General features: G+C 63.8%; 20 protein-coding genes. 11 read left to right on the top strand and 9 right to left on the bottom strand.

What is annotated here, in order from left to right; genetic code table 11:
* Positions 1-113 precede the first annotated feature (113 nt).
* Entirely contained in the window at positions 114-3,338 is a 3,225-nt protein-coding gene (locus EOC83_RS08100; protein ID WP_206516553.1) for an autotransporter domain-containing protein, read from the top strand.
* 14 nt (positions 3,339-3,352) lie between these two features.
* Here the strand turns inward: EOC83_RS08100 and EOC83_RS08095 are convergent, their stop codons facing one another.
* Together EOC83_RS08095 and EOC83_RS08090 are read right to left on the bottom strand one after the other, a co-directional pair.
* Positions 3,353-3,748: a hotdog domain-containing protein gene (locus tag EOC83_RS08095; RefSeq protein WP_013530049.1), complete on the bottom strand. Its 396-nt coding sequence runs from the start codon at positions 3,746-3,748 to the stop codon at positions 3,353-3,355.
* 368 nt (positions 3,749-4,116) lie between these two features.
* On the bottom strand, positions 4,117-5,058 hold the full coding sequence (locus tag EOC83_RS08090) for a phosphoribosylaminoimidazolesuccinocarboxamide synthase (protein ID WP_063168821.1): 942 nt from the start codon (positions 5,056-5,058) through the stop codon (positions 4,117-4,119).
* Between the two features lie 238 nt (positions 5,059-5,296).
* On the opposite strand from EOC83_RS08090, the gene EOC83_RS08085 reads away from it, so the two are divergent.
* The 3 genes from EOC83_RS08085 to EOC83_RS08075 are packed head-to-tail and all read left to right on the top strand — an operon-like array spanning position 5,297 to position 9,035.
* Positions 5,297-6,913, top strand: a complete 1,617-nt coding sequence (locus tag EOC83_RS08085) for a GMC family oxidoreductase N-terminal domain-containing protein (RefSeq protein WP_063168822.1) — start codon at positions 5,297-5,299, stop codon at positions 6,911-6,913.
* Positions 6,910-8,121 (top strand): mandelate racemase/muconate lactonizing enzyme family protein, encoded by a 1,212-nt coding sequence (locus tag EOC83_RS08080; RefSeq protein WP_063168823.1) that lies wholly within the window; start codon positions 6,910-6,912, stop codon positions 8,119-8,121. Before EOC83_RS08085 ends, EOC83_RS08080 begins: the two co-directional genes overlap by 4 nt.
* A complete protein-coding gene (locus EOC83_RS08075; RefSeq protein ID WP_063168824.1) occupies positions 8,118-9,035 on the top strand; it encodes an NAD(P)-dependent oxidoreductase in 918 nt (305 codons plus the stop codon). Before EOC83_RS08080 ends, EOC83_RS08075 begins: the two co-directional genes overlap by 4 nt.
* Positions 9,036-9,114: 79 nt before the next feature.
* On the opposite strand, the gene EOC83_RS08070 is transcribed toward EOC83_RS08075, so the two are convergent.
* A complete protein-coding gene (locus tag EOC83_RS08070; protein ID WP_063168825.1) occupies positions 9,115-10,053 on the bottom strand; it encodes a diacylglycerol kinase family protein in 939 nt (312 codons plus the stop codon).
* Between the two features lie 859 nt (positions 10,054-10,912).
* On the opposite strand from EOC83_RS08070, the gene EOC83_RS08060 reads away from it, so the two are divergent.
* From EOC83_RS08060 to EOC83_RS08050, 3 genes are all read left to right on the top strand, one after another.
* Positions 10,913-11,347, top strand: a complete 435-nt coding sequence (locus EOC83_RS08060) for a DUF4383 domain-containing protein (RefSeq protein ID WP_013530043.1) — start codon at positions 10,913-10,915, stop codon at positions 11,345-11,347.
* Positions 11,348-11,353: 6 nt separating this feature from the next.
* A complete protein-coding gene (locus tag EOC83_RS08055; protein ID WP_063168826.1) occupies positions 11,354-12,484 on the top strand; it encodes a hypothetical protein in 1,131 nt (376 codons plus the stop codon).
* 150 nt (positions 12,485-12,634) lie between these two features.
* Entirely contained in the window at positions 12,635-13,156 is a 522-nt protein-coding gene (locus tag EOC83_RS08050; RefSeq protein WP_127325928.1) for a hypothetical protein, read from the top strand.
* Positions 13,157-13,189: 33 nt separating this feature from the next.
* Here EOC83_RS08050 and EOC83_RS08045 read toward each other — a convergent pair whose 3' ends face one another.
* From EOC83_RS08045 to EOC83_RS08030, 4 genes are all read right to left on the bottom strand, one after another.
* Complete coding sequence (locus EOC83_RS08045) at positions 13,190-13,720, bottom strand: dihydrofolate reductase family protein (RefSeq protein ID WP_027162137.1); 531 nt, start codon at positions 13,718-13,720, stop codon at positions 13,190-13,192.
* An 88-nt stretch (positions 13,721-13,808) separates the two neighbouring features.
* Entirely contained in the window at positions 13,809-14,441 is a 633-nt protein-coding gene (locus EOC83_RS08040) for a hypothetical protein (RefSeq protein ID WP_063168827.1), read from the bottom strand.
* 17 nt (positions 14,442-14,458) lie between these two features.
* Positions 14,459-16,081: an FAD-binding oxidoreductase gene (locus EOC83_RS08035; protein ID WP_063168828.1), complete on the bottom strand. Its 1,623-nt coding sequence runs from the start codon at positions 16,079-16,081 to the stop codon at positions 14,459-14,461.
* Between the two features lie 188 nt (positions 16,082-16,269).
* On the bottom strand, positions 16,270-16,512 hold the full coding sequence (locus tag EOC83_RS08030; protein ID WP_013530037.1) for a DUF1344 domain-containing protein: 243 nt from the start codon (positions 16,510-16,512) through the stop codon (positions 16,270-16,272).
* Between the two features lie 446 nt (positions 16,513-16,958).
* Between EOC83_RS08030 and EOC83_RS08025 the strand changes: the two genes are divergently transcribed.
* On the top strand, positions 16,959-17,453 hold the full coding sequence (locus EOC83_RS08025; RefSeq protein WP_063168829.1) for a DUF2314 domain-containing protein: 495 nt from the start codon (positions 16,959-16,961) through the stop codon (positions 17,451-17,453).
* Positions 17,454-17,466: 13 nt separating this feature from the next.
* Here the strand turns inward: EOC83_RS08025 and EOC83_RS08020 are convergent, their stop codons facing one another.
* Both EOC83_RS08020 and EOC83_RS08015 read right to left on the bottom strand, forming a co-directional pair.
* A complete protein-coding gene (locus tag EOC83_RS08020; RefSeq protein ID WP_164747158.1) occupies positions 17,467-18,417 on the bottom strand; it encodes a DUF3137 domain-containing protein in 951 nt (316 codons plus the stop codon).
* A gap of 83 nt (positions 18,418-18,500) precedes the next feature.
* Positions 18,501-19,556 carry a CapA family protein gene (locus EOC83_RS08015; RefSeq protein ID WP_063168830.1) on the bottom strand — a complete coding sequence of 352 codons (1,056 nt, stop codon included), beginning with the start codon at positions 19,554-19,556 and terminating at the stop codon, positions 18,501-18,503.
* 107 nt (positions 19,557-19,663) lie between these two features.
* On the opposite strand from EOC83_RS08015, the gene EOC83_RS08010 reads away from it, so the two are divergent.
* From EOC83_RS08010 to uvrB, 3 genes are all read left to right on the top strand, one after another.
* Positions 19,664-20,929, top strand: a complete 1,266-nt coding sequence (locus EOC83_RS08010) for a hypothetical protein (protein ID WP_063170319.1) — start codon at positions 19,664-19,666, stop codon at positions 20,927-20,929.
* Positions 20,930-21,366: 437 nt separating this feature from the next.
* Positions 21,367-22,971: a DUF2778 domain-containing protein gene (locus EOC83_RS08005; protein WP_063168831.1), complete on the top strand. Its 1,605-nt coding sequence runs from the start codon at positions 21,367-21,369 to the stop codon at positions 22,969-22,971.
* Between the two features lie 124 nt (positions 22,972-23,095).
* The gene (uvrB, locus tag EOC83_RS08000) at positions 23,096-26,233 is read left to right on the top strand and encodes an excinuclease ABC subunit UvrB (protein ID WP_063168832.1); all 3,138 of its coding nucleotides are present in this window, start codon (positions 23,096-23,098) and stop codon (positions 26,231-26,233) included.
* The last annotated feature ends 20 nt before the right edge of the window (positions 26,234-26,253 follow it).

Below are 26,253 nucleotides of genomic sequence, written 5' to 3'. Positions count from 1 at the left end.
GCGGCGGTCGTATCGTTGGCGGCGGCGGCGGCGGCGGCGGTGCCGGTGTTGCCGATAGCGGCGGCGGAGGCGACGGCGGCAGCGGCGCCATGTTCTCTGGAGCCCATATTGCCTTGATCAACAGAGGCACCATTGCGGGTGGTGGTGGCGGCGGTGGCGGCTATTCGCGTGGCACCGGCGGTGGTGGTGGCAGCGGCATCGTCATGTCGGGTGGCGGCACGATCGACAACAGCGGCACCGTGCAGGGCGGCACAGGTGGCGCCAGCGGCTATTCCGATCAACGCTACCTTGCCGGATCCGGAGGGGTCGGCATTGCCGGGGCTGGCCTCACCGTGACCAACAGCGGCACCATCGCCGGTGGATTCTCGATCGACGGCAACGGCCCCCAGGCTGATGCGATCCGGTTCAGCGGCGGCGTCAATACGCTGGAGCTGCGGGCCGGCTCGGCGATCAGCGGCACTGTGGAGGCCTTCAGCGCGGCCGACACGTTGAGGCTCGGCGGGAACGTCGACAGCAGCTTCGACGTCTCAGGCGTCGGACAGCAATACCAGGGTTTCGGCATCTACGAAAAGACCGGCAACGGCACATGGACCTTGACCGGCAGCACCAGCGCGGTGACGTCGTGGACCGTCGACCAGGGCACATTGAGGATCGGCGGCGACTGGTCGCTGGGCGATGTCTCGGGCGCCCTGACCTTGAACGGCGGCGCGCTGCAGGTGACGGGCAATCCCGTCAGTTTCACGCTGGAGCGCCAGATAATCCTCGGCGCCAACGGCGGCACCTTCGATGTCGGCGCCGGCAAGAACCTGATCCTCGACGGCGTGGTTTCGGGCGACGGACAACTCGCCAAGACCAGTTCCGGCACGCTGACGCTGACCGGCGCCAACAGCTATTCGGGCGGCACGGCGGTGCGCGGCGGCGGCCTTGTCGTGACGGCGACAGGCGCGCTCGGCGACGGACTGGTCGCCATAAACTCCAACGGAAGCGGGGGATGGGCCAAGCTCTATTTCTCGGGCAACGACGCCGCCAATCCGGTCAGTGCCGAGGATATCTCGATCACCGTCGGGTTGGGCGACCTCAACTTCCTGCGCAATGCGACCGCCGGCGCGGCCACCATCATTCTGGCGAAGGACGGCACTGGCGGGCTCAATTTCAGCACCGGAACCGATGCCGGCACGGCCAGCATCATCAACCAGGGCGGCGGCTCGGTCACCTTCACAGGAGCAAGCGCCGCCAATGCTACCATCGTCAATGACGGCCTGGGCATACCGTATTATTTCAGCAGGACGACCTTCGACGACGATTACTCAAGCAATGTATCTTCCTCCGCCGGGGACGCCACGATAACCAACCGGAATGGCGGCTCGACCATTTTCTACGGACATTCGGACGGCGGAACGGCGACGCTGGTCAACGAGGCCGGCGGCACGCTCGATTTCCAGCAGGCATCGCAGGCGGCTGATGCAACCATCCTCAACGGCGCCGGCGGCAGCGTGCTGGTTCGCTTCCGCAACCAGGACTCCGTGCTCGATGTCGGTTCGCTGTCTGGCGACGGGGCCATACTAATCGACGATTCACAGCTGGCGCCGCAGCTTTCGCTCGGCGCGCTCGGTCATGACGACGTCATCGGCGGCACCATTTCCGGAAACGGCTCTCTGACCAAGACCGGCGCGGGCAAGCTGACGCTCAACGGACAGAACAGCTATGCGGGCCTGACCACCGTCGACATGGGAACGCTGGTGGTGGGCGACGCCAGCCATGGCACAGCGAGCCTCGCCGGCGATGTCACGGTGGATTCCGGCGCGCGCCTTGGCGGCATCGGCACCATGGGCGGCAATGTCACCATCCTCGGCACGCACGGCGTCGGCAATTCCATCGGCGTCCAGGCGGTCGGCGGCAACTATGTCAATCATGGCGTCCTGGAGGTCGAGGCGACCCCATCCGGCGCCGACAGGCTGATCGTCGGCGGCACGGTCGACATATCAGGCGCCACGCTCAACCTGGTCCTGACGCCGGCGACAGCCGAGAGCTGGAACCTGCGCAACGGGCCGTACACGATCATCCAGAACAATGGCGCTGCCGATGTCGCCGGCACCTTCGCCTCCGTCGGCAACCTCAACGACCTTCTCTTCCTCGACCATCTCATCAACTACAAGGGCGGCGACGGCAACGACATCACCCTCGCCTTGGCGCGCAACGACGTCGCGGTCGCCAACGTCGCCACCACCCGCAACCAGTTCGCGACCGCCGGAGCCCTCGATCGGCTGGGCGAAGGCAATGCGCTTGCATGGGCCATGCTGCTCATGACCGACAAGGACGCAGCGCGCCTGGCGCTGGATGCCGCGTCGGGCGAGGTTCATGCCTCAGCCAAGGGGATGCTGATCGAGGACAGCCGCTTCGTCGCCGATGCCGCAACCGCCCGCGTCCGGGCGGCCATGGGCGACGTCGCCGCTCCCGCCATGCCAGTGATGGCTTATGGCGAGGGCGGCCCGGAGCTGGTCGAGGCTGACACCAGCCGTTTCGTCGTGTGGGGGCAGGCTTTCGGCTCCTGGGGCACGGCGAGCGGCGACGGCAATGCCGCCGGCCTCGACCGCTCCACCGGCGGCTTCCTCGCCGGCGCCGACACCGTGATCGGCGAAGCCTGGCGGGTCGGCCTGCTGACCGGCTACAACCACGCCAGTTTCGACGTCGACGATCATGCCTCTTCCGGCTCCAGCGACACCTATCACATCAGCCTTTATGGCGGTAGACAGTGGGACGGCCTCGGCCTGCGCGGCGGCGTCGCCTACAGCTGGAACCGGATCGACACCAGCCGCAACGTCGTCGTTCCAGGCTTCGTCGATGCGCTGACGGCGAAATACGATGCCGGCACCGCGCAGGTCTTCGGTGAGGCCGGCTATCGCCTCGAGACGCGCATGGCTGCCTTCGAGCCCTTCGCCAGTCTCGCCTATGTCAACCTCCACACCGACAGCTTCACGGAAAAGGGGCGCGCCGCCGCACTCACATCCGCTGCCTCGACCACCGAGACCACCTTCACCACGCTCGGCTTGCGGGCCTCGGCCGGCTTCGACCTCGGCGGAATGCAAGCAACCGCGCAGGGTACGCTCGGCTGGCGTCATGCCTTCGGCGACACCACGCCGACCGCAGACATGGCCTTCGCCGGTGGCGACCTCTTCACCATTGCCGGCGTGCCGATCGCTAGGGATACAGCCATCGTCGGGGCCGGGCTCGATTTCCGGATCGCCGACAGCACCACGCTGGGGATCAGCTACTCCGGTCAGTTCGGGAAGAAGGCGGCCGACCAGGGCGTCCGCGCCACGATGCAAGTGCGCTTCTGATTTTTCGGCTTGCCTCAGCCTTCGGCGGGAACCGCTTTCGGCTTGCCCTCGCCATCCAGCGCCACCATGACGAAATCCGCATGGGTGACCTTCTCCATCAGGTCGGAGAGGTAGCGCTGCGCCCAGGCCTCGACCTTGAGCGTCATCGAGGTGCGGCCGACGCGCTCGACATGGGTGTAGATGCACAGCGTGTCGCCGATCTTCATCGGCTTGGCGAACGACATCTCTTTCACCGCCGCCGTCACCACGCGGCCCTTGGCGCGCTCGGCGGCGCGGATGCCGCAGGCCAGGTCCATCTGCGCCATCACCCAGCCGCCGAAAATGTCGCCGGCCGCATTGGCGTCCGAAGGCATGGCCAGGGTGCGCAGCGTCAGATCGCCAAGCGGCCGTCCTTCAGCGTAGTGCACCATGCGAGAAATCCTTCGAGACTGGCTGCCCTCGATCCCGTATCGTCACGGCGCCAGAAGGTCAACGAGCCACGGCATGGCCACAGGCTCGGACTGGCAAAAGACCTGCGACAGCCGGCGCGCGGTGTCGGCAGCCTTTTTGCCGGGCAGCTTTTTCACGATAGGAATTTTTTCTTGACTGGGTGCCCTCAGCTATGGTACATTTTTGCCTATGGTGCTGATTTGCGCCAGTGACCCGCCGCACAGGCGGGTTTTTCGTTTGCTCCGTCAGCCAACACACCGGCGAAGGTTTCCGAGGACCGGTTAACCCGAGTTCGTAGACCCTGGGCATGGCCATGGGACGGCAGTTCGCATCACCCGGCGAAGATCGATCAGAAATAGCGCCTGAGGTTCGTGCGAATGCGATCGAGCACGCTGTTCCCGGAAAGGTCCGGAGAGAACTCCTTGCCGGTGATCGCCTCATAGGCCTGCGCATAGACATGCGAGGCCTGTTCGACGATCTCGGCCGGTATCTCAGGTATCGGGTCGCTGTAGGGGTTGCAGCGCGCCGAGACCCACGACCGGACGAAATCCTTGTCAAAACTCTCCGGCCGGCTGCCGTCGGCGAGCGCCTGTTCGTAGCTCGATGCGATCCAGTACCGGCTGCTGTCCGGGGTGTGGATTTCATCGGCAAGAATGATGGTCCCGTTCCTGTCGGTGCCGAATTCGTACTTCGTGTCCGCCAGGATCAGGCCGCGCTCGGTGGCGCGCTGCTGGCCACGGGCGAACAGCCGCAAAGCGTAGCCGGACACGGTGTCCCACTGCGCCTGCGTGAGAAGACCCTGTTCGAGGATCTCGGCTTTCGACAGCGGCTCGTCATGGCCGCCATGCGCGGCCTTGCTGGTCGGCGTGATGATCGGCTCGGCCAGCTTTTCATTGTCGCGCAGGCCGTCCGGCAGGCGGATACCGTACATGTCGCGGTCGCCGCGCTTGTAGCGCGTCAGGATCGAGGTGCTGGTGGTTCCCGCCAGATAGCCGCGCACGACGATCTCGACCGGCAGGATGTCGAGCCTCGTGCCGACGACGACGTTCGGGTCGGGGTATTCGAGAACATGGTTCGGACAGATATCGGCGGTTTCCTCGAACCAGTAGCGCGCCGTCTGGGTCAGTATCTCTCCCTTGTAGGGGATCGAGGTCAGGATGATGTCGAAGGCACTGAGCCGGTCGGTGACGATGATGATGCGCCGGCCATCCGCCAGATCGTAGTTTTCGCGGACCTTGCCGCTGTAGTGGCCCGGCAGTTCGGGAATGAACGCGTCAGGGAGGGTCCGCATATGATTTCCTGCCTTCCGCAGAGTGGCCAGAGCATAACTCCGAAAAGTTATGCGCCAAGATAGTGCCACCGCATAGGCTGTCGGGACGATAGATATCAAGCGCGATTGTCGGGAATCCCCGCAAACCTGATCGGTTCGACGGTCGCTTTTTTCACAACTGATGCCGGATGGCGCGGCGACTTCGGAATGCCGTCGCGTCTAGGCTGCAGCCAATTTTTCGGAGCCTCCCATTTCCATCATGCAGACCTATGATTTCATCATCGTCGGCTCCGGCTCGGCCGGCTCGGTCCTGGCTGAAAAACTGTCGGCCTCGGGGCGCTTCTCGGTGCTGGTGCTGGAGGCCGGCGGCAGCGACCGCCGCTTCTACGTGCAGATGCCGCTCGGCTACGGCAAGACCTTCTTCGATCCCGGCGTCAACTGGAACTACAAGGCCGAGCCGGACCCGGGGCTTGCCGGCAATGCCGACCACTGGCCGCGCGGCAAGCTGCTCGGCGGTTCGAGCTCGATCAACGCCATGGTCTGGATCAGGGGCGCGCGCGAAGATTTCGATGCCTGGGCCGCCGCCGGCAATCCCGGCTGGGGCTATGACGATCTGCTGCCCGCCTTCAAGGCGCTCGAGGACAACCAGGCCGGCGCGGACCAATGGCGCGGCGTCGGCGGCCCGCTGCATGTCACAGACTGTTCGGGCGCCGTCCACCCGCTGACCAAACGCTATCTCGTCGCCGGCCAGCAGGCCGGCTTGCCCTTCAACCCGGATTTCAACGGCGCTGCCCAGGAAGGCGTCGGCGTCTACCAGATCTCGACCCGCAACGGCCGCCGCATGTCGGCGGCGCGCGCTTTCCTGCGCCCGGCGATGAAGCGCGCCAACGTCCGCGTCGAGATGAAGGCGCTGGCGACCAGGGTGCTGTTCGAGGGCAAGCGCGCCGTCGGTGTCGAATACCAGCAGAACGGCGAGACGAAGTCGGCGCGTGCCGGTCGCGAAGTCATCCTGTCGGGCGGCTCGGTCAACTCGCCGCAATTGCTGCAGCTGTCCGGCGTCGGGCCTTCCGCGCTGCTGAAAGGCCTGGGCATCCGGATGGTCCACGCCAACGAGAATGTCGGCGCGCATCTGCAGGATCATGTCGGCATCAACTACACCTTCAAGGGCAAGCTGCCGACGCTCAACCAGACGCTGCGTCCCTGGTGGGGCAAGCTGCTGGTCGGCATGCAATATATCCTGACCCGTTCGGGCCCGCTGTCGCTGTCGATGAACAATGCCGGTGGCTTCTTCCGCACCGACCCGGCGGCGACGCGGCCCAACATGCAGCTCTATTTCCAGGCATTCTCGACCGTCATTCCCAAGAGCGGCGAGCGTCCCATCCTGACGCCCGACCCATGGCCGGGCTTTTCCATCGGCCTGTCCAACTGCCGCCCGTCGAGCCGTGGCGAGATCATGATCCGCTCGGCCAATCCGCGCGAGTACCCCAGGATAACGGCCAATGCCTACTCCACCAATGCCGATGTCGAGGAGATGCTGGCGGCGGTGAAATTCGTCCGCAAGATCGCCTCGATGCCTGCCATGGCCGAGATCATCGAGGAAGAGGTTTTGCCAGGCCCGTCAATCACTTCCGATGCAGACCTGATTCAGGATTTCAGGAAGCGCTCGGGCACTGTCTATCATCCGGTCTCGACCTGCCGCATGGGGCCCGATCCGGCGCGCGCCGTCGTCGACCCGCGTCTCAAGGTGCACGGCATCGACGGCCTGCGCGTCATCGACGCCTCCATCTTCCCCGACAACATCACCGGCAACACCAACGCCGCCTCGATCATGACCGGTTGGAAGGGCGCCGAACTGGTTCTGGAGGACCAAAAATGAAGATCACGGACGTCAAGACCTGGGTTGTCGACAATCCGCCGCCCGGCATCGGCGGCAAGTATTTCATCTTCGTCAAGTTGACCACCGATGGCGGCGTGGTCGGCTATGGCGAGGCCTACAACGCCACCTTCTCCGCCCATGTTACCGCCCGGATGGTCGAGGACATGGCCGAGCGCTATCTCGTCGGCCGCGATCCGCACGACATCGAGAACTTCTTCCGCCGCGCCTATTCGTCCGGCTTCACCCAGCGGCCCGACGTGTCAGGCATGGGCTGCTTCTCGGCGCTGGAAATGGCCTGCTGGGACATCATCGGCAAGGAGGCCGACAAGCCGGTCTACAAACTGCTCGGCGGCCAGGTGCACGAAACGCTGCGTTCCTACACCTATCTTTATCCGCACACCGGCAGCGTCCACTCCGAGGATGCGCACGGCAAGAACGTCTACAACGACCCCGATCTCGCCGCCGCCTGCGCGCTCGAATATGTCGAACAGGGGTTCAACGCCGTCAAACTGGACCCGGCCGGCCCCTACACCGCCTTCGACGGCCACCAGCCGCGTCTTGTCGATATCGACCTGTCCACCCGCATGATCAAGGCGATCCGCGAGGCGGTCGGCACCCGCGCCGACATCCTGTTTGGCACGCACGGCCAGTTCACAGCGTCCGGCGCGCTGCGCATGGCGCGCGCCATCGAGCCCTATGATCCCTTGTGGTTCGAGGAGCCGGTGCCGCCTGACATGCCCGAAGTCATGGCGCAAGTGGCCCGCGCGACCTCGATCCCGATCGCCACCGGCGAACGGCTGACCACCAAGTTCGAGTTCGCCCGCGTCATCGAGAACCGCGCCGCGACCATCCTGCAGCCGGACCTCGGCCGCTCCGGCGGCATTCTCGAAACCAAGAAGATCGCGGCGATGGCCGAGGCCTACCACATCCAGGTCGCCCCTCACTGCTATTGCGGGCCGATCGTCGGTGCGGCCAACATCCAGCTGGCGGTGACACTGCCCAACTTCCTCATCCTGGAATCGCTGAAGCAGTGGGACGGTTTCCATGCCACGCTCTTGAAGAAGAAGATCGAGTGGCAGGACGGCAACGTCGTCCCCTCGAAGGAGCCCGGCCTCGGCGTCGAGTTGAACGAAGCGGTCTGCGACGCGCACCCCTATACGGGCAAGGACCTGCATCTGCAGATGATGCAGACCCCGCTGATGCCGTGAGCAAGAGCTACGCCTTCATCGGGCTTGGCCATCTCGGCGGAAACCTTGCCGCCAGCCTGATCCGCAACGGCTTTGCCGTCACCGTCCTCGACCGCGATCCGGCCGCCGTCGAGCGCCTGGTGGCGCTCGGCGCCACTGCCGCGAGCAGCCCGGCCGAGGCCGCCGCCTGGGCCGGCAATGCCATCACGTGCCTGCCTTCGCCCAAGGTCAGCGAAGCGGTGCTGGCCGGACCCGGCGGATTGCTGGAGGGCCTACCCCAAGGCGGCACCTGGATCGAGATGTCCACCAACGGCCGCGACGAGATTCTTCGCCTTGCGGCCCTCGCCTCGGCCAGGGGCGTCGAGACGCTGGAATGCCCGGTCACCGGTGGCGTGCATCTGGCGGCGGCTGGCAAGATCACCGCGCTGGTCGGCGGCGATCCAGCGCTCTACGAACGTCATCGGCCGGCCATCGAGGCGATGTGCGCAAAGTCGTTCCTGATGGGTCCGGTCGGCTCGGCGGCGGTGATCAAGGTGATCACCAACATGCTCGCCTTCATCCATCTCGTCGCCGCCGGCGAGGCGCTGATGTTGGCCAAACAAGGCGGGCTCGACCTCGCCCAGTCCTACCATGCCATCTCAGCCTCCTCCGGCAACAGCTTCGTCCACGAGACCGAAAGCCAGCTCATTCTCAACGGCTCCTACGACATCGGCTTCACCATGGACCTGGCGCTGAAGGACCTCGGCTTCGCGCTGGCGATGGGCAGGGAATTCAGACTGCCGCTCCAACTGGCGCCGCTTGTGAGTGAGATTTTCCAGATGGGCAAACAGGAATATGGCGGCAGCGCCTGGTCCACCCAGATCGTCAAATTGCTCGAGGATGCCGTCGATACCGACCTGCGCGCGCCCGGTTTTCCGGCCAAGCTGGAACTCTGACATCAGCCAGTTATCAAGCGATTTCAGGACGTTGGATTGATGGGCGGATTCATCTGAATCAATCTGTCAACGGCTTGATTCAGTATCTGAGCGTCAATGCACCCGGCAGGATCTCGAAGGTCGCGGGTATGCGTCCCGGCGACTCGCCGTCTATATCGACCAGGGCGCCATTCTCTGACGCATCGCCGAGCGGCTCGACCACCACTTTCCTGCCGCGCAGGATGGTGATCGCCGGATGGTTGCGGTGCCGGCCGCCATAGAGCAGCCGGATGTCCCAGATCAGCTTCAGCTTGCCGGCGGCGCGCAGGATGACGATGTCGAACTGCCCGTCGGTCAGGTCGGCATCCGGCGCGATCATCATGCCGCCGCCAAAGAACTTTCCATTGGCGACCGCCACCAGCGCCATGCGCGCTTCGACGGGTGCGCCGTCATCGACCGTGATCCTGACGTCCTGAAAACGGTAGCGGATGAACTCCACCACGGTGCGCCACAGGAACAGTGCCTTGGCCGACATCCTGCCCTTGCGCTTGTCGGCATTGACGGCGCGGTCGGTGGCGCCGGACAGGCCGAGACTGGCGATGTTGATGAAGTGCCGGCTGGCCAGCGCGCCGTGATCGTCGATGTAGCCGATGCGCCCGGCATCGACCTTGCGACCCTTGGCTTCGGCCAACCGCTTCAGCACGGCATCCACCTCTTTCGGCAGGCCGAGCCCGCGCGCGAAATCGATGCCGGTGCCGCACGGCAACAGGCCAAGTTCAGTGATCCGGCCGCTCTCCTGGGCCGCCTGCAGAAGCCCGTCGGCCACTTCGCTGGCGGTGCCGTCACCGCCGGCCGCAATCACCAGATCGAAGCCAATCATTGCGAGATCGATTGCCAGCCTTTCGGCATCGCCTTCGGCCTGCGTTTCGCGCAGCTCGAATTCGCCGAAATGCTTTTTCAGCGACACGGCAACATCAGGCCAATGCCGTTTCAGCCGGCCGCCACCGGCAATCGGGTTGAGAACCACTCCGACTTTCAAAATACCCGCCCTCCCCGGCGCCGGACATGCAGGTCCGATCCTTTGCCGGCATTGAAGCCCGCGACCACCGGCGGAGCAAGGGGCGCTGTCGGCTCGTACGCAAAAAAGCGGGCGGGCTGTCTAAAGCAGCCGGCGCTCGAATTCCCCGGTTTGTGGCTAACGATCCCCGGTAATCCCGCTATCCACAGGGCAGCGGCCATTCCCCAGGACCCTTACTCGGTGTACATTAAACCCATCTCAGGCGGCTACCGATCATCAAGCCGAAAGGCGAAGTGAAAGGCGGATTTCCTGAGGCCCGTACGGCCCGAAGCGAGAGCAGGCTTGCCTGTTTCGAGGGACGGAGCCGAGACCTACGGGGCCGCGGAAAGCGTGCCAACGCCGACGGCGGACCGATGCTGCCATGAAGGACGGCAAAAACCTTCGATGGTGCGCAGGGCAAAGCTCGCAAGGGTGGAGACCGGCGTGGTCCCGAACGGACGCTGCTCTCGGGCGGCGGACTGGCAGGACCGTCAAAATCAAGGCCGGCAAGGCGCGACGACTTTACGGAAGTTGCTGCCGCGACCGTGTCCTGATCTGACAGGGAGGCGCTGGGAGAAATCCCGGCGCCGACTGTCTTTTTGGCCCCCCGATGCCCTTTGGCGGCGATCTTGCGAGCGCCGCTTCTCCACGCGCTAAAATCGGTTAGTATCGCCTGGTCAGAGCCCGTTTGAAAACGCGCTCTGCCGAGTCGGATGGCGTGGTTTTCGAGAACCGAAGCGCAGCGGACCTTTGAGTCCGTGAGCATCGGAAGCGCAGAAAACCGCGTCAGGCGGCCGGCAGAGTAGCGTTTACAAATGGGCTTGTAGAAGGGGGATACTTCATGACGCTCGTCCAGAAGCTTGCCGTTGCCTATGCCTTCCTATTCTTCGGCGTCGTCGCCATCGGCTACATACCGGCCTTCAACGATGCCGACGGCAATCTGTTCGGCCTGTTCTCGCTGCAATGGTACGATGATCTGCTGCACGCCTTCTCCGGCGTCTGGGCGCTGGCCGCCGCCTTCATCTCGCACCGCCAGGCAGTGTTCTATTTCAAGCTGTTCGGCTCGGTCTACCTTTTCGACGGCGTGCTCGGGCTGGTCACCGGTTCCGGCTGCCTCGATGCCGGTATCTTCATCAACGGCTTCCGCTCTCTCAACGATATCGAATTCCCGGCCCGCTTCTTCGCCAACCTGCCGCACATCGTCATCGGCGGCTTCGCCGTCTATGTCGGCTTCCGGCTAGCCAGGCGCGTACACGACCACTTCGCCACGGCCTGATCGGGCATGTTCCTGTTCCGCTGGCTGAAGCGCCTCATCAAGACGATCCTCTGGCTGATCGTCGTCGTCATCCTCATCCCGATCGCCGGGCTGAGCTACGGCTTCCTGACGACGTCGTCGCTCGACAAGACGCCGCTGCCCGGCATTGCCGACGGCGCCCCGCCCAAGGCGCTGGCCGACAAGGTCCGCGCCGAGATCCCCGGCTACCAGCGGCCGGAGGAATCAACCTTCCTCACCTATCCGGAATGGGCGATCGTCTACGCCGCACGCGAATATGCCGGCTTCGTCGACAAGGACCAGCCGAGCGGCTTCCCCTACTGGTCCTATATCGGCCGCTTCTGGCAGGACTACGCCATGGTCATCCGCGCCAGCGCTCCCTACAAATTCAACTATGCCAACCACCAGATGCTGGTCATCATCGGCACCAGCCACTCGATCGAGCATATATTGCAGTGGGCCTATGAGAACACGGTCGGCCGCATCACCGAGGCGACAACGGCCAAGCGCACCGCCGCCGACATTTATCAGGCCAAGGTCGCGGCGGACTATGCCGCGTTTCTCGACCAGGTGCCCTGGTATCAGTTCCCGTATGCCGACAAGCGTGCCGGCCTGTTTGCCGTGCAGCCGGTGCCGGGCGACAGCTCCGTCCGCACCAGCGAACGCAAGCTGGCGTTCGGCCTCGCCGACACCATCAAGCAGGGCTATGCCGACCTGATAAAAAAGGCCCTCGCTGCCACGATGGACCCCGCCTTGCTCGACATCCATGTCTGGGCCAAGGGGCCCGTCGGCGAAGCCACGCGCAACGAGCCCGACACCTTGCTCGAACGCGACATGGGCGCTGACGGCACCATCTTCGTCACCAGGCGCTATCAGGTCTTCACCGAAATGATCCTGCGCCTGATCGACAAGGGCGTCTCCTTCGTCGAGATCGGCGGCAATGACGAGATCATGGCCACGGTGCTCTCCACCGATACGATCGCCATTCCCGAAGGCATGCACATCCTGTTCAGCTATCCGCTGCCGGCCGATCAATCCACGCGCCGCACCGGCATGATCGTTGCCGTGCGCAAACTGCATCTCGTGCTGCCGGCGCTGATCAAGTCCGGCGCCAGGCTCGAACACGTCTACGATTACTGAGGCCTTTCGGTCACGCCCGGCCAAGATTAGGCATTTCCTGGGCTCCGCCACGCCCATTCCACAATCGCGGCCAAATCCCGCCTTGTTCGCGCGCGAAGGAATGGGAAGAAATGGAAGGGCTGCCGGGGGGCATCTCGAAGGGACAAGACCGTGATCAAGACCGCCCTTGTCGCCATGACCATTGTCGGCTGCGACTGCGACGCCAAGCTTTGCGAATATATCGGCGAGACGCCGGCCAAATGGTCGACCGTCGCCGAGTGCGAAGCGGCGATGAAGAGCCAGATGCTGCACGAGCGCAATTTCAACTATCCGCTCGTCTCCGGCATTTGCCGCACGAAGGGTTCGTCGTCCTCTTCGCAGCTGGCCGCGACCGCATCGCGCCCGGAATTGAAGCCCGCCAGCCGCGTCGTCAGAACCGAAAGCCCGCTGCCGCCGGAACTCAGCCACCGGCCGAGCGTCTCGGTCGGTTCGCCGACGACCGCCATGGCAGCCGACGCCGCCCGGCCCGTTGCCTATGAACAGGTGGTCGATGGCGGAACCGGTGTGCTCTATCGCACCAAGAACGGCTACGCCGTGGTCAAGACCGATCTCGGCCGCGCCGCCTCGGCAACCGCCGACGCCGCGAAGCGCTCTGTGAACTGGCTGGCCGGACTGGTGCCGAAGGGGCTGTAGGCCCGCTGGCGTCTCGGTTCGACGACCGCGTGATCAGGCAGGCACATAGGTCAACCTGATCACGTCGTCGCCAATCAAATCGCTGGCCACAAAGCGAAGCGGCGGCCGGGGGCCGGCGAAGAATGGCTTGCCATGACCAAGCACGAACGGATGGAGGTAGAGTTGGTACGCATCTACAAGACCAAGGTCGGTCAGGCTTCGTGCCAGGCCTGGTCCAGAAACTGAAATCTCCCCGACGAGCTTAGCCTTAAGCCCGCGTATCACCGCCTCGACGTCATCCGCGACAAGTGTTGCGTTAGGGCCGGCCGACTTCAGAGAGCGCGACACAACCCACTTCGGTTGGCTCCGCCACGCCGCCGCGAATTCATGCGCCTCCGCGCTCCACTCAGGACTGTCTTCGTCCCAATAGCGCATGACCTCGTACATGCCGCGACCGTACACACTGCCGCTCAAATTGCGCACTTGCTCTATCCAGTGACGAAAGATCGTCGGGCCCGACGGCATTTTCTGGTGGTCGACATAGCCGTCGAGTGACTGGTTCATTCTGAAAATGAGCTTCGCCATGCTGCAGGATCTCCAACCCGGGGTCTTCAGAATAACTTGAGCCGCCGTTACGCAAAACCCCAGCCGAAATCCAAACTGAGACACGATCCTAGTCCGGCCTGAACCTGACTTTCAGGCTCTGCCAGAACTTGTCGACAAGCGGCTTTTCGGTCGCTGCATCCTCGCCGGCAATGCGGGTGATGAACAGCAGCCCCCGATCGGCCAGGCCGAAGCCGACGATCTCGAAATCGGCGGTGTCGGTGCGTGTCTTCACCTCGGCCCGGATCCCGGTCAATTCCTTGCCGTCGGCGAGTTTGCGCGTGGTCGGCCCCTGCGTCAGCTTGGCGCCGGCCTGCACCGATTGCCTGGTCATCTCCTGCAGCATCAATTGGTTGAGCGACACCGGATTCATGGCGCCATACTCCTGCACGACGACGATCGTGCCCAGCGCCGAGGCCATCAGATACTGCGTGATGTCATCGCCGAGATCGGTCTTGGTCACCGAAATGCCGCTGGGGTGGACGAAGGAAAAATCGCTGCCGGAAAAGGTAGCGAAGTCGTTGCGCGCGAGCGTCACCTTGCTCTGCTTGCCGCCGGGCAGCGTCACATCGGCGCTCTCGCCGGGATCGATATCGACCGTCACGCCGTCGATGGTCAGCTTGAAGGCCTTGAGATCCTCGCCTCCGGCCGGTCCGGCGCACAGCGCGATGAGGGTGAGTGCCGCCGCCGATACCATCCGCATGGCTGTTCTCCTGCTTCTTACGACACCCCGCTCAGCGCCTTGATGGCACGGTAGAAGGTCGAGGAAAACAGTTCCGTTGGGTCATACTGCCGCTTCGCCGCCAGGAAGGCCGGCAGTTCGGGATAGGAGGCCAGCAATTCCCTGGCCGTATAATGCAGCTGGTAAGGCAGGAAGAAGCGCCCGCCATGCTTGATCGTCACGTCGATCAGCGCCCGCGTCAGCGCCCGCATCCTGGCATTGCCGTCGGCATCGGTCGGCTGGTTGACGTAGAGCACCAGCGAATAGGCCGGCTCCGGCGCGTAGGTCAGCGCCACATCCTCCCTGTGGACGATGCGCACCGAAGCATTGAGCACCGGCAGCGTCTGCTTGCGCAGGATCTCGCGCGCTTCCGCGATGAATTCGACATAGGCGGCACGCGGAATAAAATATTCGTGCAGGATGTCGGTCTCTTCCATCTGATCGTTGAACAGATAGGGCACCGAATCGTGCATCGGGTTGTTGCGGGTGACGAGACAGGCCTCGCCCTCGGCCATGGCCGAGGTGCGCGCCACCGTGCAGCTTTCGAATTTCGGCTCCAGTGTCTTTTCGGTGAACCACTTCAATTCCTGGAACAGGCTGCCCCATTTCGCCAGGTTGATGATCACCCGCTTCAACCCGACCGATCCCGGTTCGCCGATCTCGGGCTGATCGGCCGGCGGCCGCTCGGCCACCTTGTCGTAACGGTAGACGATCATGTCCTCGAGGAAATTGCCGGGCGCCGTCGACAGATGGCCGTAGAACAGGCCGATATCCTTGTTCGGCTCCAGCACCTTGGCGAAGAATTCCGGAAAATCGTCCGATTTGATGATTTCGCGCGAGGTGCGGTAGACGGCGTTGTCGACGATGTCGAGCGTCGCCTCCAGCACCACGCCGAACAGGCCGTAACCGCCGACGACGTGGCGGAACAGATCGGTGTTCTCGGTCGGCGAGCAGGTCGTCACCGAACCGTCGGCCAGCATCACCCGCATCGAGCGGATCGAGCCCGCCACCGAACCCGCCTGGTGGTCCATGCCATGCGCATTGGCCGACAGCGAACCGCCGACCGAGAAGATGTCGGTCGACTGCATCGCCTTCACCGCGAAGTGCGGATGCAGAAGGTTCTGGATGTCATGCCAGCGCGCGCCCGGCTGCAGGGTCATGGTCTTGGCCGCCGCATCGACGGTGACCCTGTTGAACTTTCTGAGGTCGAGCACCAGCGCGTTGTCGTCGAAGGCATGCCCGCCCATGGAATGGCGGATGGCGGCCAGCGATATTTTCAGCCCATTGGCACGCGCGAAGGCCAGGGCCTTGGCGATGTGCTCGTCCCCGCTGACCTCGACCACGCCGTAGACCGGCGTCATCGACAGGCCGCTGGCATCGTTGATGTCACCACCCTTTGCCGACCAGGGCAGTGACGCATCGAAGGCCGGCGCATTGTCCAGCGGCTTCAGAGGCAGCGCGAAGCCGTCTATATCGGCTATCCGTCCTGCGTTCTTCGGCCCCGAAGGTCCGCGTGCCAGCCGCGCCACCGTGTTGCCGCCCCACAGCACCGCGCCGCCGACGACAGCCGCACCCAGCAGCAATCGCCGCGACAGGCGAAACCCTTTTTGCTCGTCGGCCATGACTATCCCCCGGTGGCCAAGGGATAGCGCGGCTCTTTGGCAAAAACCATAGCGGCGCCGCCGGGACGGCGGTTTGCCTGGCGTCGAGGGTGAAGGGCACGAAAATGGCCGGTCCCCGGAGGACCGGCCAGAATGGAACAGGGTCTGAAATTGCGTCAGCAGGTCTGCCGACGCACGATGCCCTCGCCTTACGAGGCCTTCTTGATCGACGTCACGATGCCGGTCTTGTCATCGACGGTCACCGCCACCTTGGCGCCGACCTTCAGTTTCCCGATCGTCGCTTCGGGCGACAGCTGGTAGATCTTGCCGTCGTCGAGGGTGATCGACTTGGTCGTCGGATCGACGGCCTGAATGGTGCCCTGAACGGTCGCGGCATAAGCGGTGCCGAGGAAGGCGAGCAGAGCAGCGGTGGTTGCGAGGGTCTTCTTCATTGGTAAGCACTCCGTGCTGTTTCACTTTTCCGGACCGCCGCCTTGGGAAACGACAGCACCGGACGGCCTGAAACTGGACGGAAAGCGCACCCTCCGCAAATCACATTGGGTGAATTTTCGCAAACAATATCATAGGCTTAATTCCGACACATTATCTGCGACCTAGATCATTTCAGGCCGCTTCGGCTCCCCCAATGAACGCACTTCTGTCCGCGAAAAGAGTCACTTGGCCGATTGTGACGGGCGGCTTTCGATCACCACGCAGCCGCCGCAATCCATCTCGGGCGGCATCACGAAACAGAGCGCTGACCGATCGTCGATACACATTTTGTTTCGCGGATCAGTTCAAAAACCGCCACGCCAACGCTGATCAAACTCGCGCTACGGTTGCAAACCGACGTCGAATGCGGGATGGTGTCGACCGTTGACATGAAGGGGGGCCTTCCATGAAGCTTGCAGTCTGGACTGCGATGTCCCTGATGCTGGCGCTTGCTCCAGGATTGGCCGGCGCACAAGCCACGGATCCGGGCGACGACAAAACAATTATCTTCACTCCCGGCGACCCAGAGATGGCAGCGGCCACCGCGCAGGCGCTCGCCAGCCTGGACGACTTCCTGGCACTGTCCGAGGCGCCTCCCGCCGACACAGAGAGGTTCAAATTGAAGGTCAAGGTACGGGACGGCAACGTCACCGAACACTTCTGGGTCATACCGTTCCGCCGCACCGAAACCGGATTTGTCGGCATGTTGGCAAACCAGCCGGAGGAAGTGCACAACGTCGTCCTCGGCCAGAACATAGAATTCACCAGGGACGATATTTCCGACTGGGGATACACACGCGGCGGACGTCAGGTCGGCAGCTTCACCGTGTGCGTCATGTTCAACAAAATGTCGAAAGAAGAGGCGGACTACATGCGTGACAAATACGGCTTCGAGTGCTGAAAGCGCAGCCCGATCAACCCGCTTCGTCCTTCGCGCCGATCTTGCGCACAAGTGCCGCCGTCGCCAGCATCGCGCCCATGTCCGATATCATCGGCGCGACATGCCTGCTGTAGTCGAGCGGCACCGAAATATCCGGCAGCTCGAAGAAGTTCTTCGTCTGCGGCAACAGTAGGAAACCATCGCTGCCGTTGAGCGCGACGCGGGCTGGGTCGTCCGGCCAGGTTTCGCCAAGCCATTTCAGCGCCTGCGCCAGCCGGCCGCTCACCAATGGCTGTGCCGCCCCGAGATTGTCGGTGCGGAACTCGTAGGCGGCATCGAGCAAAGCATCGCCGCTGGACAGCTCTTGCAGCTTGCTGGCAAATATGCCGCGAAAGAAGCTGATCACCGCGTTGGTCCGCCGCGTCGCCACCAATATGCCGGGAAACGGCGCGATGGTCTCGAAAGCGACGATGACGCCCTGGAAGGCGGTCGAGGAGCCCTTGCCCGACCCTTCCCGCAGATGCGCCTCGTACAGTTCGAACGGAAACCCCTCATAGCGGCCCGCCACGATGTCGTCGAACGCCTGCCGGTTGAACGGACCAACCGCCGTGCGCGGCAACCGGTCGAAGGAATTCGGCGTCACGCCATGCTGGTAGCGCATGTCGGCGATGAAGCCGAATATGATCGGCAGCAGCGTCTCGCGGAACGATTGCTGCAGCCGCGTCGCCGGTTTCCTGGCCTGGAAATAGAGCAGGATCGAAGCCGCGAAGCCGATCACATAGAGAAATACATGCGGCGTCGAGACCCATTGCTCGTTGGGGTCGGCGACCTTGTTGAACAGCCAGGCGACCAGCACCACGGCCACCAGCACCAGCCCCACGAACACCGGCACCCGCCAGCGCACCTGCCGGACCGCCGAAGCCCTCGCCGCTTCATAGGCCTCGATGTCTTTTCGGATGCCGGCGATGACCGTTTCGCTCGGCATGAAATCCGCTGATTCCACCGCTACCCCCGCAATCCTGCCTCTGCGGGAGCATGATAGTTGGTTTTGCAAGGGCCGCCAGATGGTTAAGCGGGAACGCCTTCATCGGTTGGTGGAGAAGGGAAGACCGCTTTCAGTCGCTCCGCGACCCTGTCACGCATTCGGCCCTCCAAAGCCTCCATCAACACCAGCCGCTCGTGGTCGCCAGCGCGCAGGCGCATGAAGGGATGCATCCGGTAAGACGCGATCCTGCCGCGCGTACCGGCATCGGCACTGACATCGACAACGAGGATAGAGCCGATGCGGCCCGGCCATGGCTGCCGGGCAAAGGCGGTACCGAGGAAATCGCCGAGCCCATAGGCGACGATCGTCCCGTCAATCTTTTCCACCGGCTGCACGACATGGGCATGATGGCCCGCGATCAGCCCGGCGCCCTGCCCGGCCAGCCGCCTGGCCAGCGCTCGCGTCCCGTCGCGCGGAAAATGTCGGAACTCCCAGTCCCAATGCGGCACGGCGCAGAGAAGGTCCAAGCCAGCGGGTGGCCAGCTCGCCGGATCGCTGTCCATCGAAACGCGCCCGGCAAACAGTTTTTCATCGGCGTTCCGCCACAGCGTGAAGGCGGCGAAGCCGATATCAAGCGATCCAACCTGAATCGGCACAACCGGACCGTCGGCCAGGCCGATCGTGCGGATGCCGAGCCGCAGCAACGCCGCGATTGTCTCGTCGAAACCGGCGATGCCCTGATCCAGCACATGGTTGTTGGCCAGCGACAGCACGAGTTTTTCGCGCGCAACACCAACCGCCGTCAGCGCCTCGGCCAGGAACGGCTCGCTCATCGCATGATGCGTGCCGAGCCTTGTGCCCAGCACCGCGCTTGGCCTGTCCACAACAGGGCTTTCGCAATTGCCGATCACCAGATCGGCAGCGCCGAGCAGCGCCTTGATCGCCGGATCGCAATCCGGCGCGCTGCGGTTGGCCACCGCCGAGATGTCGCCGACAAAGGCAAGCCGCACCGCTTGCTTCGGCGGTGGATCCATCAGCGTCCCGGCCATCGGCGCAAAGTCTTGAGCGTCGCCGGCCAGTGACGGCTTCAGGAAACGCGGCAGCCAGGACAGCTTGTAGGAAAACGGATAATTCGACACGCGATGCCCAATTGTTTGCCCTGTGTAGACCGTCCGCGGGGCGGGTTGAAGCGCGACGCTGCAAATGGTGTATGTTTGCACTGCGCGACAAACATTGGGGGGAAAAGATGACACGACTGGCAGGCCTGCTGACATCCGCTTTCATTCTGCTCCTGCCGCTGTCTTCCGCGTCGGCGGCAATGCCAGAAGCGGCAACCACATTGTTTGAGGCGAAGACCGTGGCCGCGCGCGACACCGCTCTCTCGACGCTGGAGGCTGCCGCGCCAAAAGACCCGGCATCCGCCTATGCGGCCGGGGCGGGCGAGTTCTTTACCGCACTGGAGATCCTGGCCACCGGCCTGCACCGTCATGGTTTCGAAAGCCCGCAATCCTTCATGCTGCCGCTGATGCGGTTGCCAGTGCCCGACAATCCCAATCCCGAGCCGCTCACTTACGAGCAGTTCCGCGCCATCCTGGTCGGCTTCCGTGACCGGCTGGAGAAATCCGCAGCCACGTTTGCCTCGGTGCCGCCCAATGCCGATATCGGCATGGTCATCGATCTCACCCATGCCGGCATCGACCTCAACGAGGACGGCACCATCGCGCCGGACGAGAGCATGGCGGCGATCATCGCCTCACTCTCGCGCGGCGGTATCTCGTCGGACGCCGCCGCCCCCACGCTCACCTTCCGCTTCGACCGCGCCGACGGCTACTGGCTGCAGGGCTATGCCGAGTTCCTGATGGCGCAGGCCGATTTCTGGCTGGCGCATGATTTCAGGAGCACCTTCGACGGCTCGTTTCACATGCTGTTCCCGCGCGCCAAATTGCCGCTGCAGGATATTCTGGTGCCGCCGGCCGGCGATATGGGCTCGAGCATCTTCTCCTCGGAATGGCGCATCGCCGATTTCATCTCGATGGTGCATCTCGTCAACTGGCCGGTGATCGAACCGGAGCGCCGGCAAGCGGCGCGCCGCCACCTGCTGGAAATGATCCGGCTGTCGCGCGAGGACTGGAAGGCGATCCGCGCCGAGACCGACAATGACCGCGAATGGCTGCCTGGACCGCAGCAGAAGGGCGAGAACCCGCTCACCGGCCTCGAAGTCGGCGAGGAGCAGGTCCAGGCCTGGCTCGCCGCCTTGACCATGGCCGAGGATCTCCTGGAAGGCCGCAGGCTGCTGCCGCATTTCCGCGTCACCGCCAGTACTGGGCTTGGCATCAACATGAAGCGCTTCTTCGACGAGCCAAAAAACTTCGATCTCGTGCTGTCGATCACCGGCCCGGCCATCGCGCCCTACCTCGAAAGCGGCGAGCTCGCGACCAGCGACGATTTCGACCAGATCCAGCGCCAGTTCGGCGGCGACGGGTTTTTGACGTTTGCGCTTTGGTTCAACTGAGGGTGGGCCGTTTGAGGCCGCCTTCCCGCGAGAAATCTAGCATGGCAGGCAACAGTTTTACCGGAAACACGCGCGCCTTTTGTAGGCAGGTCTGCCGGCAGTCGGTTCGCTGCATACACCGCGCGGAGGCGCTGCGTAAAAATTAGCAGTGGCTGTTTTGCTTGACTCGGCCGCCAAAAACAGGCAGCAAAACCAGGTCGGAAGGGCGACAACACCACTTTCCTGGCCGTGGACGAAGGCTGATTTGGCCAAAATCCACATCTCGTCGTTGGTTTTGAGAGGAATTGATTAACCAACTTTGTCCATATTTTGAAGCAATCGGCAACCAACTACAGACGCGGCAAACGCGTCGGGGACCACCTGGGATCACTCACAGAATGGTCGTCGCGGCTCTCAAGGCCACGTACGGGGAAACCGATTGAAGCGAGATTGGTTGCATGGCGTTGTTGAGTACACACAAAAAAAACCGGGGACAGCGTGAGGGCGGCGAGTTCGTCGATGCTCCACGTTCCCCTTCCTTCAACGCTGGCCGGGTGGCCCGCTGGGTCGCGCTGCCTTGCGTCAGCACCGCCATCGGCCTTTGGTTGATCGGCACCATGGCTGGCCTCAGTTCCGTCGGCGCCTCTCTATCGGCAACTTCGGTTGGCCTGCCCCAGACACTGTCGACACCGGGATCGCTCGCACTTGCCGATCCGCTGAAACAGCACTTTTTGAAAGCACCCTTCGTGCTGGCCAACGCCAATGGCGGCACTCAGGCCCTGCATGATCATTCGGTGCAGTGCGGCGCCAGCTGTTTCAAGCTGGCCAGGGTAAGCGCGCGGGCGGAAAAATCCGAACGCCTTGTAGCGCAGGCAAAGCCGATGCCCGCCGCCGTGAAGTCGAAGGCGCAGGAGCGCTTCGAACGCATGGAAGCGTCGCTTTCGCCGATGAAGCTGGCCGCTGCCTTTGCCGACGCCGGAAAGCCTGCCGCCAGTGCCAACACCCGCCCGGTGATCTCCACCGTCGCACCGCGAATTGCCGAGGCGTCGTTGGTGCCCTCCGTCCAGGTCACAGCCAGCCTGTCCGATAACATGCCAGTTCCGGCGGCCGAACGTTTCGCCCGGCTGGATACCGACTCGGTGGTCGTGCAGACCGCACCGCCGCCGATGGGTTTTGCCCAATCCGGTACGCCAGACAATTCGCAGTTGGCGCTTGCTCTGGTGCAGTCCCTGCCGGCCGACGACGAGGCGTTCGCCTCACCGCTGCCGATCGAGGAATCGTCAGCCGATGTCGTGGTTTCACCCGTCGAAACCCAGCAGGATCAACCCGGCGATGCCGCCGCGCTGCCGGACGCTCTGACCGACGACGTGCCGTTGCCGACCCGGCGTCCGCAATTCGACGCGCCGCAGCCCAAAGTGGTCCAGCAGGAGCCTAAGTCCGTCCAGCAGCCGAAATCCGTTCAGCAGCCGAAGCCGGCACGCGAGACGGTCCAGCAGGCCCAGCCGGCAAAACCGACGCGGCAAGGCCGGCCGGCCGATGGCGGCGATGTGCTGGCCTATGCCAAGCCCGACACCCCGTCGGGCGGCCTTGGCAAGGCGTTCAGGAACCTCTTCAACTCGCCAGCCGCCAGGAGCGGAGCCGGCAATGGCGTCGCCGTGTACGACATCAGCAGCGCGACCGTCTACATGCCTGACGGCTCGAGGCTCGAGGCGCATTCAGGCATCGGCGCCATGGCGGACCAGCCGCGTTATGCCGACCAGAAGAATCGCGGACCGACGCCGCCCAACACCTACAATCTGTCGATGCGCGAGTCGCGCTTCCACGGAGTGGAGGCCTTGCGCCTGACACCGGTCGATGGCCGCAACAAATACAATCGCAACGGCCTGCTGGCCCATACCTACCTGCTCCGGGGCCGCTACGCCCAGTCGAGCGGCTGCGTCGCCTTCAAGGACTATGCGCGCTTCCTCGCCGCTTTCAAGAAGGGCAAAATCAAACGCCTCGTCGTGGTGCCGCGCCTGAACGGGTCGGCGACGCAGGTCGCATCAGCCGCCAGGGGCGTGTAACGACAAGAGCTTTCGGGCGCCTTCCCGCTGCTCCTGACAGCCTGCTGTCAGGAGCAGCGCTGTCCGGCACGCCTCTCCCCACCGCGCTCTTTCCATTTTGGCCAGGAAATCCCATATTCGGGACATGGCCAAATCTCCCGATCAGAAAACGCCGCCGACGGCGAATGACGACCGCGCCGCGCCGAAGCGGCGCAGCCCGCTGACCGATTTCCTCGACGCCTCCGAGCCGCTGCACAAAGGCGGCTTCGCCGAGATGCCGCAGCCGGAGCTCTCTGGCACGCCGCTGACCGGTTCGATCGCGGATTGGGCCGAGCAGATCGAGCAGGAAGCCGAAAACGAAGGACGTCTTGTCGCCAAGGGTGACGGCGGCAAATCGCCGAAGCCGTCGAAGAAGATACCCGAGCGCTCAAGCTCGCCGGGGCGCAGTTCGCGCGGCACCTCGATGGGTGGCGCGGCGTCAGCCAGGGAGCGCACGGCAGCCGGCCTCAATCCGGTCGCCGGCCTCGACATCTCGCTGGAGGACGCCGAGACCATGGCCTCGGGCAGCGTCACCGCGACGGTGGCGGCACTGTCGGCGCTGATCGAATCCGGCAATCCGCTGCACAAGGACGGCGTGCTGTGGACGCCGCACCGCCCTGCCCGCCCCGAAAAATCCGAAGGCGGCATCGCCATCAAGATGGTGTCGGAGTTCGAGCCGGCCGGCGACCAGCCGACCGCGATCAAGGATCTGGTCGAAGGCGTCGATAACCACGACCGCACCCAGGTGCTGCTCGGCGTCACCGGCTCAGGAAAAACCTTCACCATGGCCAAGGTGATCGAGGAGACGCAGCGCCCTGCCTTGATCCTGGCGCCGAACAAGACGCTTGCCGCGCAGCTCTATTCCGAGTTCAAGAAATTCTTCCCGGAAAACGCCGTTGAGTATTTCGTCTCCTACTACGATTATTACCAGCCGGAAGCCTACGTCCCGCGCACCGACACTTTCATCGAGAAGGAATCCTCGATCAACGAGCAGATCGACCGCATGCGCCACTCGGCGACGCGTTCGCTGCTTGAGCGCGACGACGTCATCATCGTCGCCTCGGTGTCCTGCATCTACGGTATCGGCTCGGTCGAAACCTATACGGCGATGACCTTCCAGATGCAGATCGGCGACCGGCTCGACCAGCGCGCGCTGCTCGCCGATCTCGTCGCCCAGCAGTACAAGCGGCAGGACATCAACTTTGTCCGCGGCTCGTTCCGCGTGCGCGGCGACACCATCGAAATCTTCCCGGCCCACCTGGAAGACCGCGCCTGGCGCATCTCGATGTTCGGCGACGAGATCGAGCAGATCACCGAATTCGACCCGCTGACCGGCCAGAAGACCGGCGAGCTGAAAAGCGTCAAGATCTACGCCAATTCGCACTATGTGACGCCGCGCCCGACGCTGAACCAGGCGATCAAGTCGATCAAGGAAGAGCTCAAGCACCGGCTGGTCGAACTCGAACGCGCCGGCCGCCTGCTTGAGGCACAGCGGCTGGAACAGCGCTGCCGCTTCGACCTCGAAATGCTGGAAGCCACCGGCTCGTGCGCCGGCATCGAGAACTATTCGCGCTATCTCACCGGCCGCCAGCCGGGCGATCCGCCGCCGACGCTGTTTGAGTACATCCCCGACAACGCACTGGTCTTCATCGACGAAAGCCATGTCACCGTGCCGCAGATCGGCGGCATGTATCGCGGCGACTTTCGCCGCAAGGCGACGCTGGCCGAATACGGCTTCCGTCTGCCGTCCTGCATGGACAACCGGCCGCTGCGCTTCGAGGAGTGGGATGCCATGCGTCCGCTTTCGGTCGCGGTCTCGGCGACCCCTGGCGCCTGGGAGATGGAACAGGCCGGCGGCGTCTTCGCCGAGCAGGTCATCCGTCCGACCGGCCTGATCGATCCGCCGGTCGAGGTCCGCCCGGCCAAGAGCCAGGTCGACGATGTCGTCGGCGAGATTCGCGATACCACCAAGGCCGGCTACCGCACCTTGGTCACCGTGCTGACCAAGCGCATGGCCGAGGATTTGACCGAGTATCTGCATGAGCAGGGCATCCGCGTCCGCTACATGCACTCCGACATCGATACGCTGGAGCGCATCGAGATCCTGCGCGATCTGCGCCTCGGCGCCTTCGACGTGCTGGTCGGGATCAATCTTCTGCGCGAAGGCCTCGACATTCCCGAATGCGGCTTCGTCGCCATTCTCGACGCCGACAAGGAAGGTTTCCTGCGATCGGAAACCTCGCTGATCCAGACCATCGGGCGCGCCGCCAGAAACGTCGACGGCAAGGTCATCCTCTATGCCGACCAGGTGACCGGCTCGATGGAACGGGCGATGGCCGAAACCAACCGTCGCCGCGAAAAGCAGATGGAGTGGAACGCGGCCAACGGCATCACACCGGAATCGGTCAAGTCGCGCATCTCCGACATTCTCGATTCGGTCTACGAGAAGGACCACGTCCGCGCCGATATCTCGCAGTTCACCGACGGTGCCGGCGCCATGATGGGCAACAACCTCAAGGCCCATCTCGACGCGATGGAAAAGCAGATGCGCGATGCCGCGGCCAATCTCGACTTCGAGAAGGCGGCCCGCATCCGCGACGAAATCAAGCGCCTGCGTGAGATGGAACTGTCCATCTCCGAAGACCCGCTGGCCAAATACGCCGACATGGAAAGCCCGGCCTCCGGCCGCGAAAAGGGCAAGCACAACAAGGGCGTGGCCAAACATCGTACAGCAGAGGAACAGGAGCGTTTTCGCAAGCTCGACGCAGCGCGTGCCGCCGAAGAGGCAGCCAAGGCTGCCCGGCCCAACCTCTTCCGCAAGCCTGATCTCGACGAGATGGGCGCCGATGGCACTGTGCCGGTGAAAAAGCCGCTGTTTTCGAAACCCTCGATCGACGACATGGGTCCAGGTACCGACATGCCGACGCCGGCCGGCGCGGTGTCGCGCTCGCTGTTCAAGAAACAGTCGGCATCCGAGGCACATGGTTCCGATTTCGGCATTCCCGGGGACGCCACAAAGCCGCTGTTCAAGAAGAACTCGCTGGACGAGATGACGGTGCGGCGGACGGAAAAACCGATCGAAGGAAAAGTGCCGGCCAAGCCGCAGCCAATCTCCCCCCTCGTGGGGGACGAATCCGCCAAGCCAGTTGTTCGCCAGCGAACAGGCATTGGCTCCTACGAAGACCCCGCCGACGCCCGTCGGGAAAAGCGCCGGCCGGGTAAGACGGGTAGGCCGGGAAAGTAGCGCCTTCCCCTTCTCCCAGA

The sequence above is a fragment of the Mesorhizobium sp. Primo-A genome, assembly GCF_003997175.1.
Classification (GTDB): Bacteria; Pseudomonadota; Alphaproteobacteria; order Rhizobiales; family Rhizobiaceae; genus Mesorhizobium; species Mesorhizobium ciceri.
The sequence above is the reverse complement of the archived record's forward strand: the minus strand, read 5'-3'. Positions and strand labels throughout refer to the sequence as shown.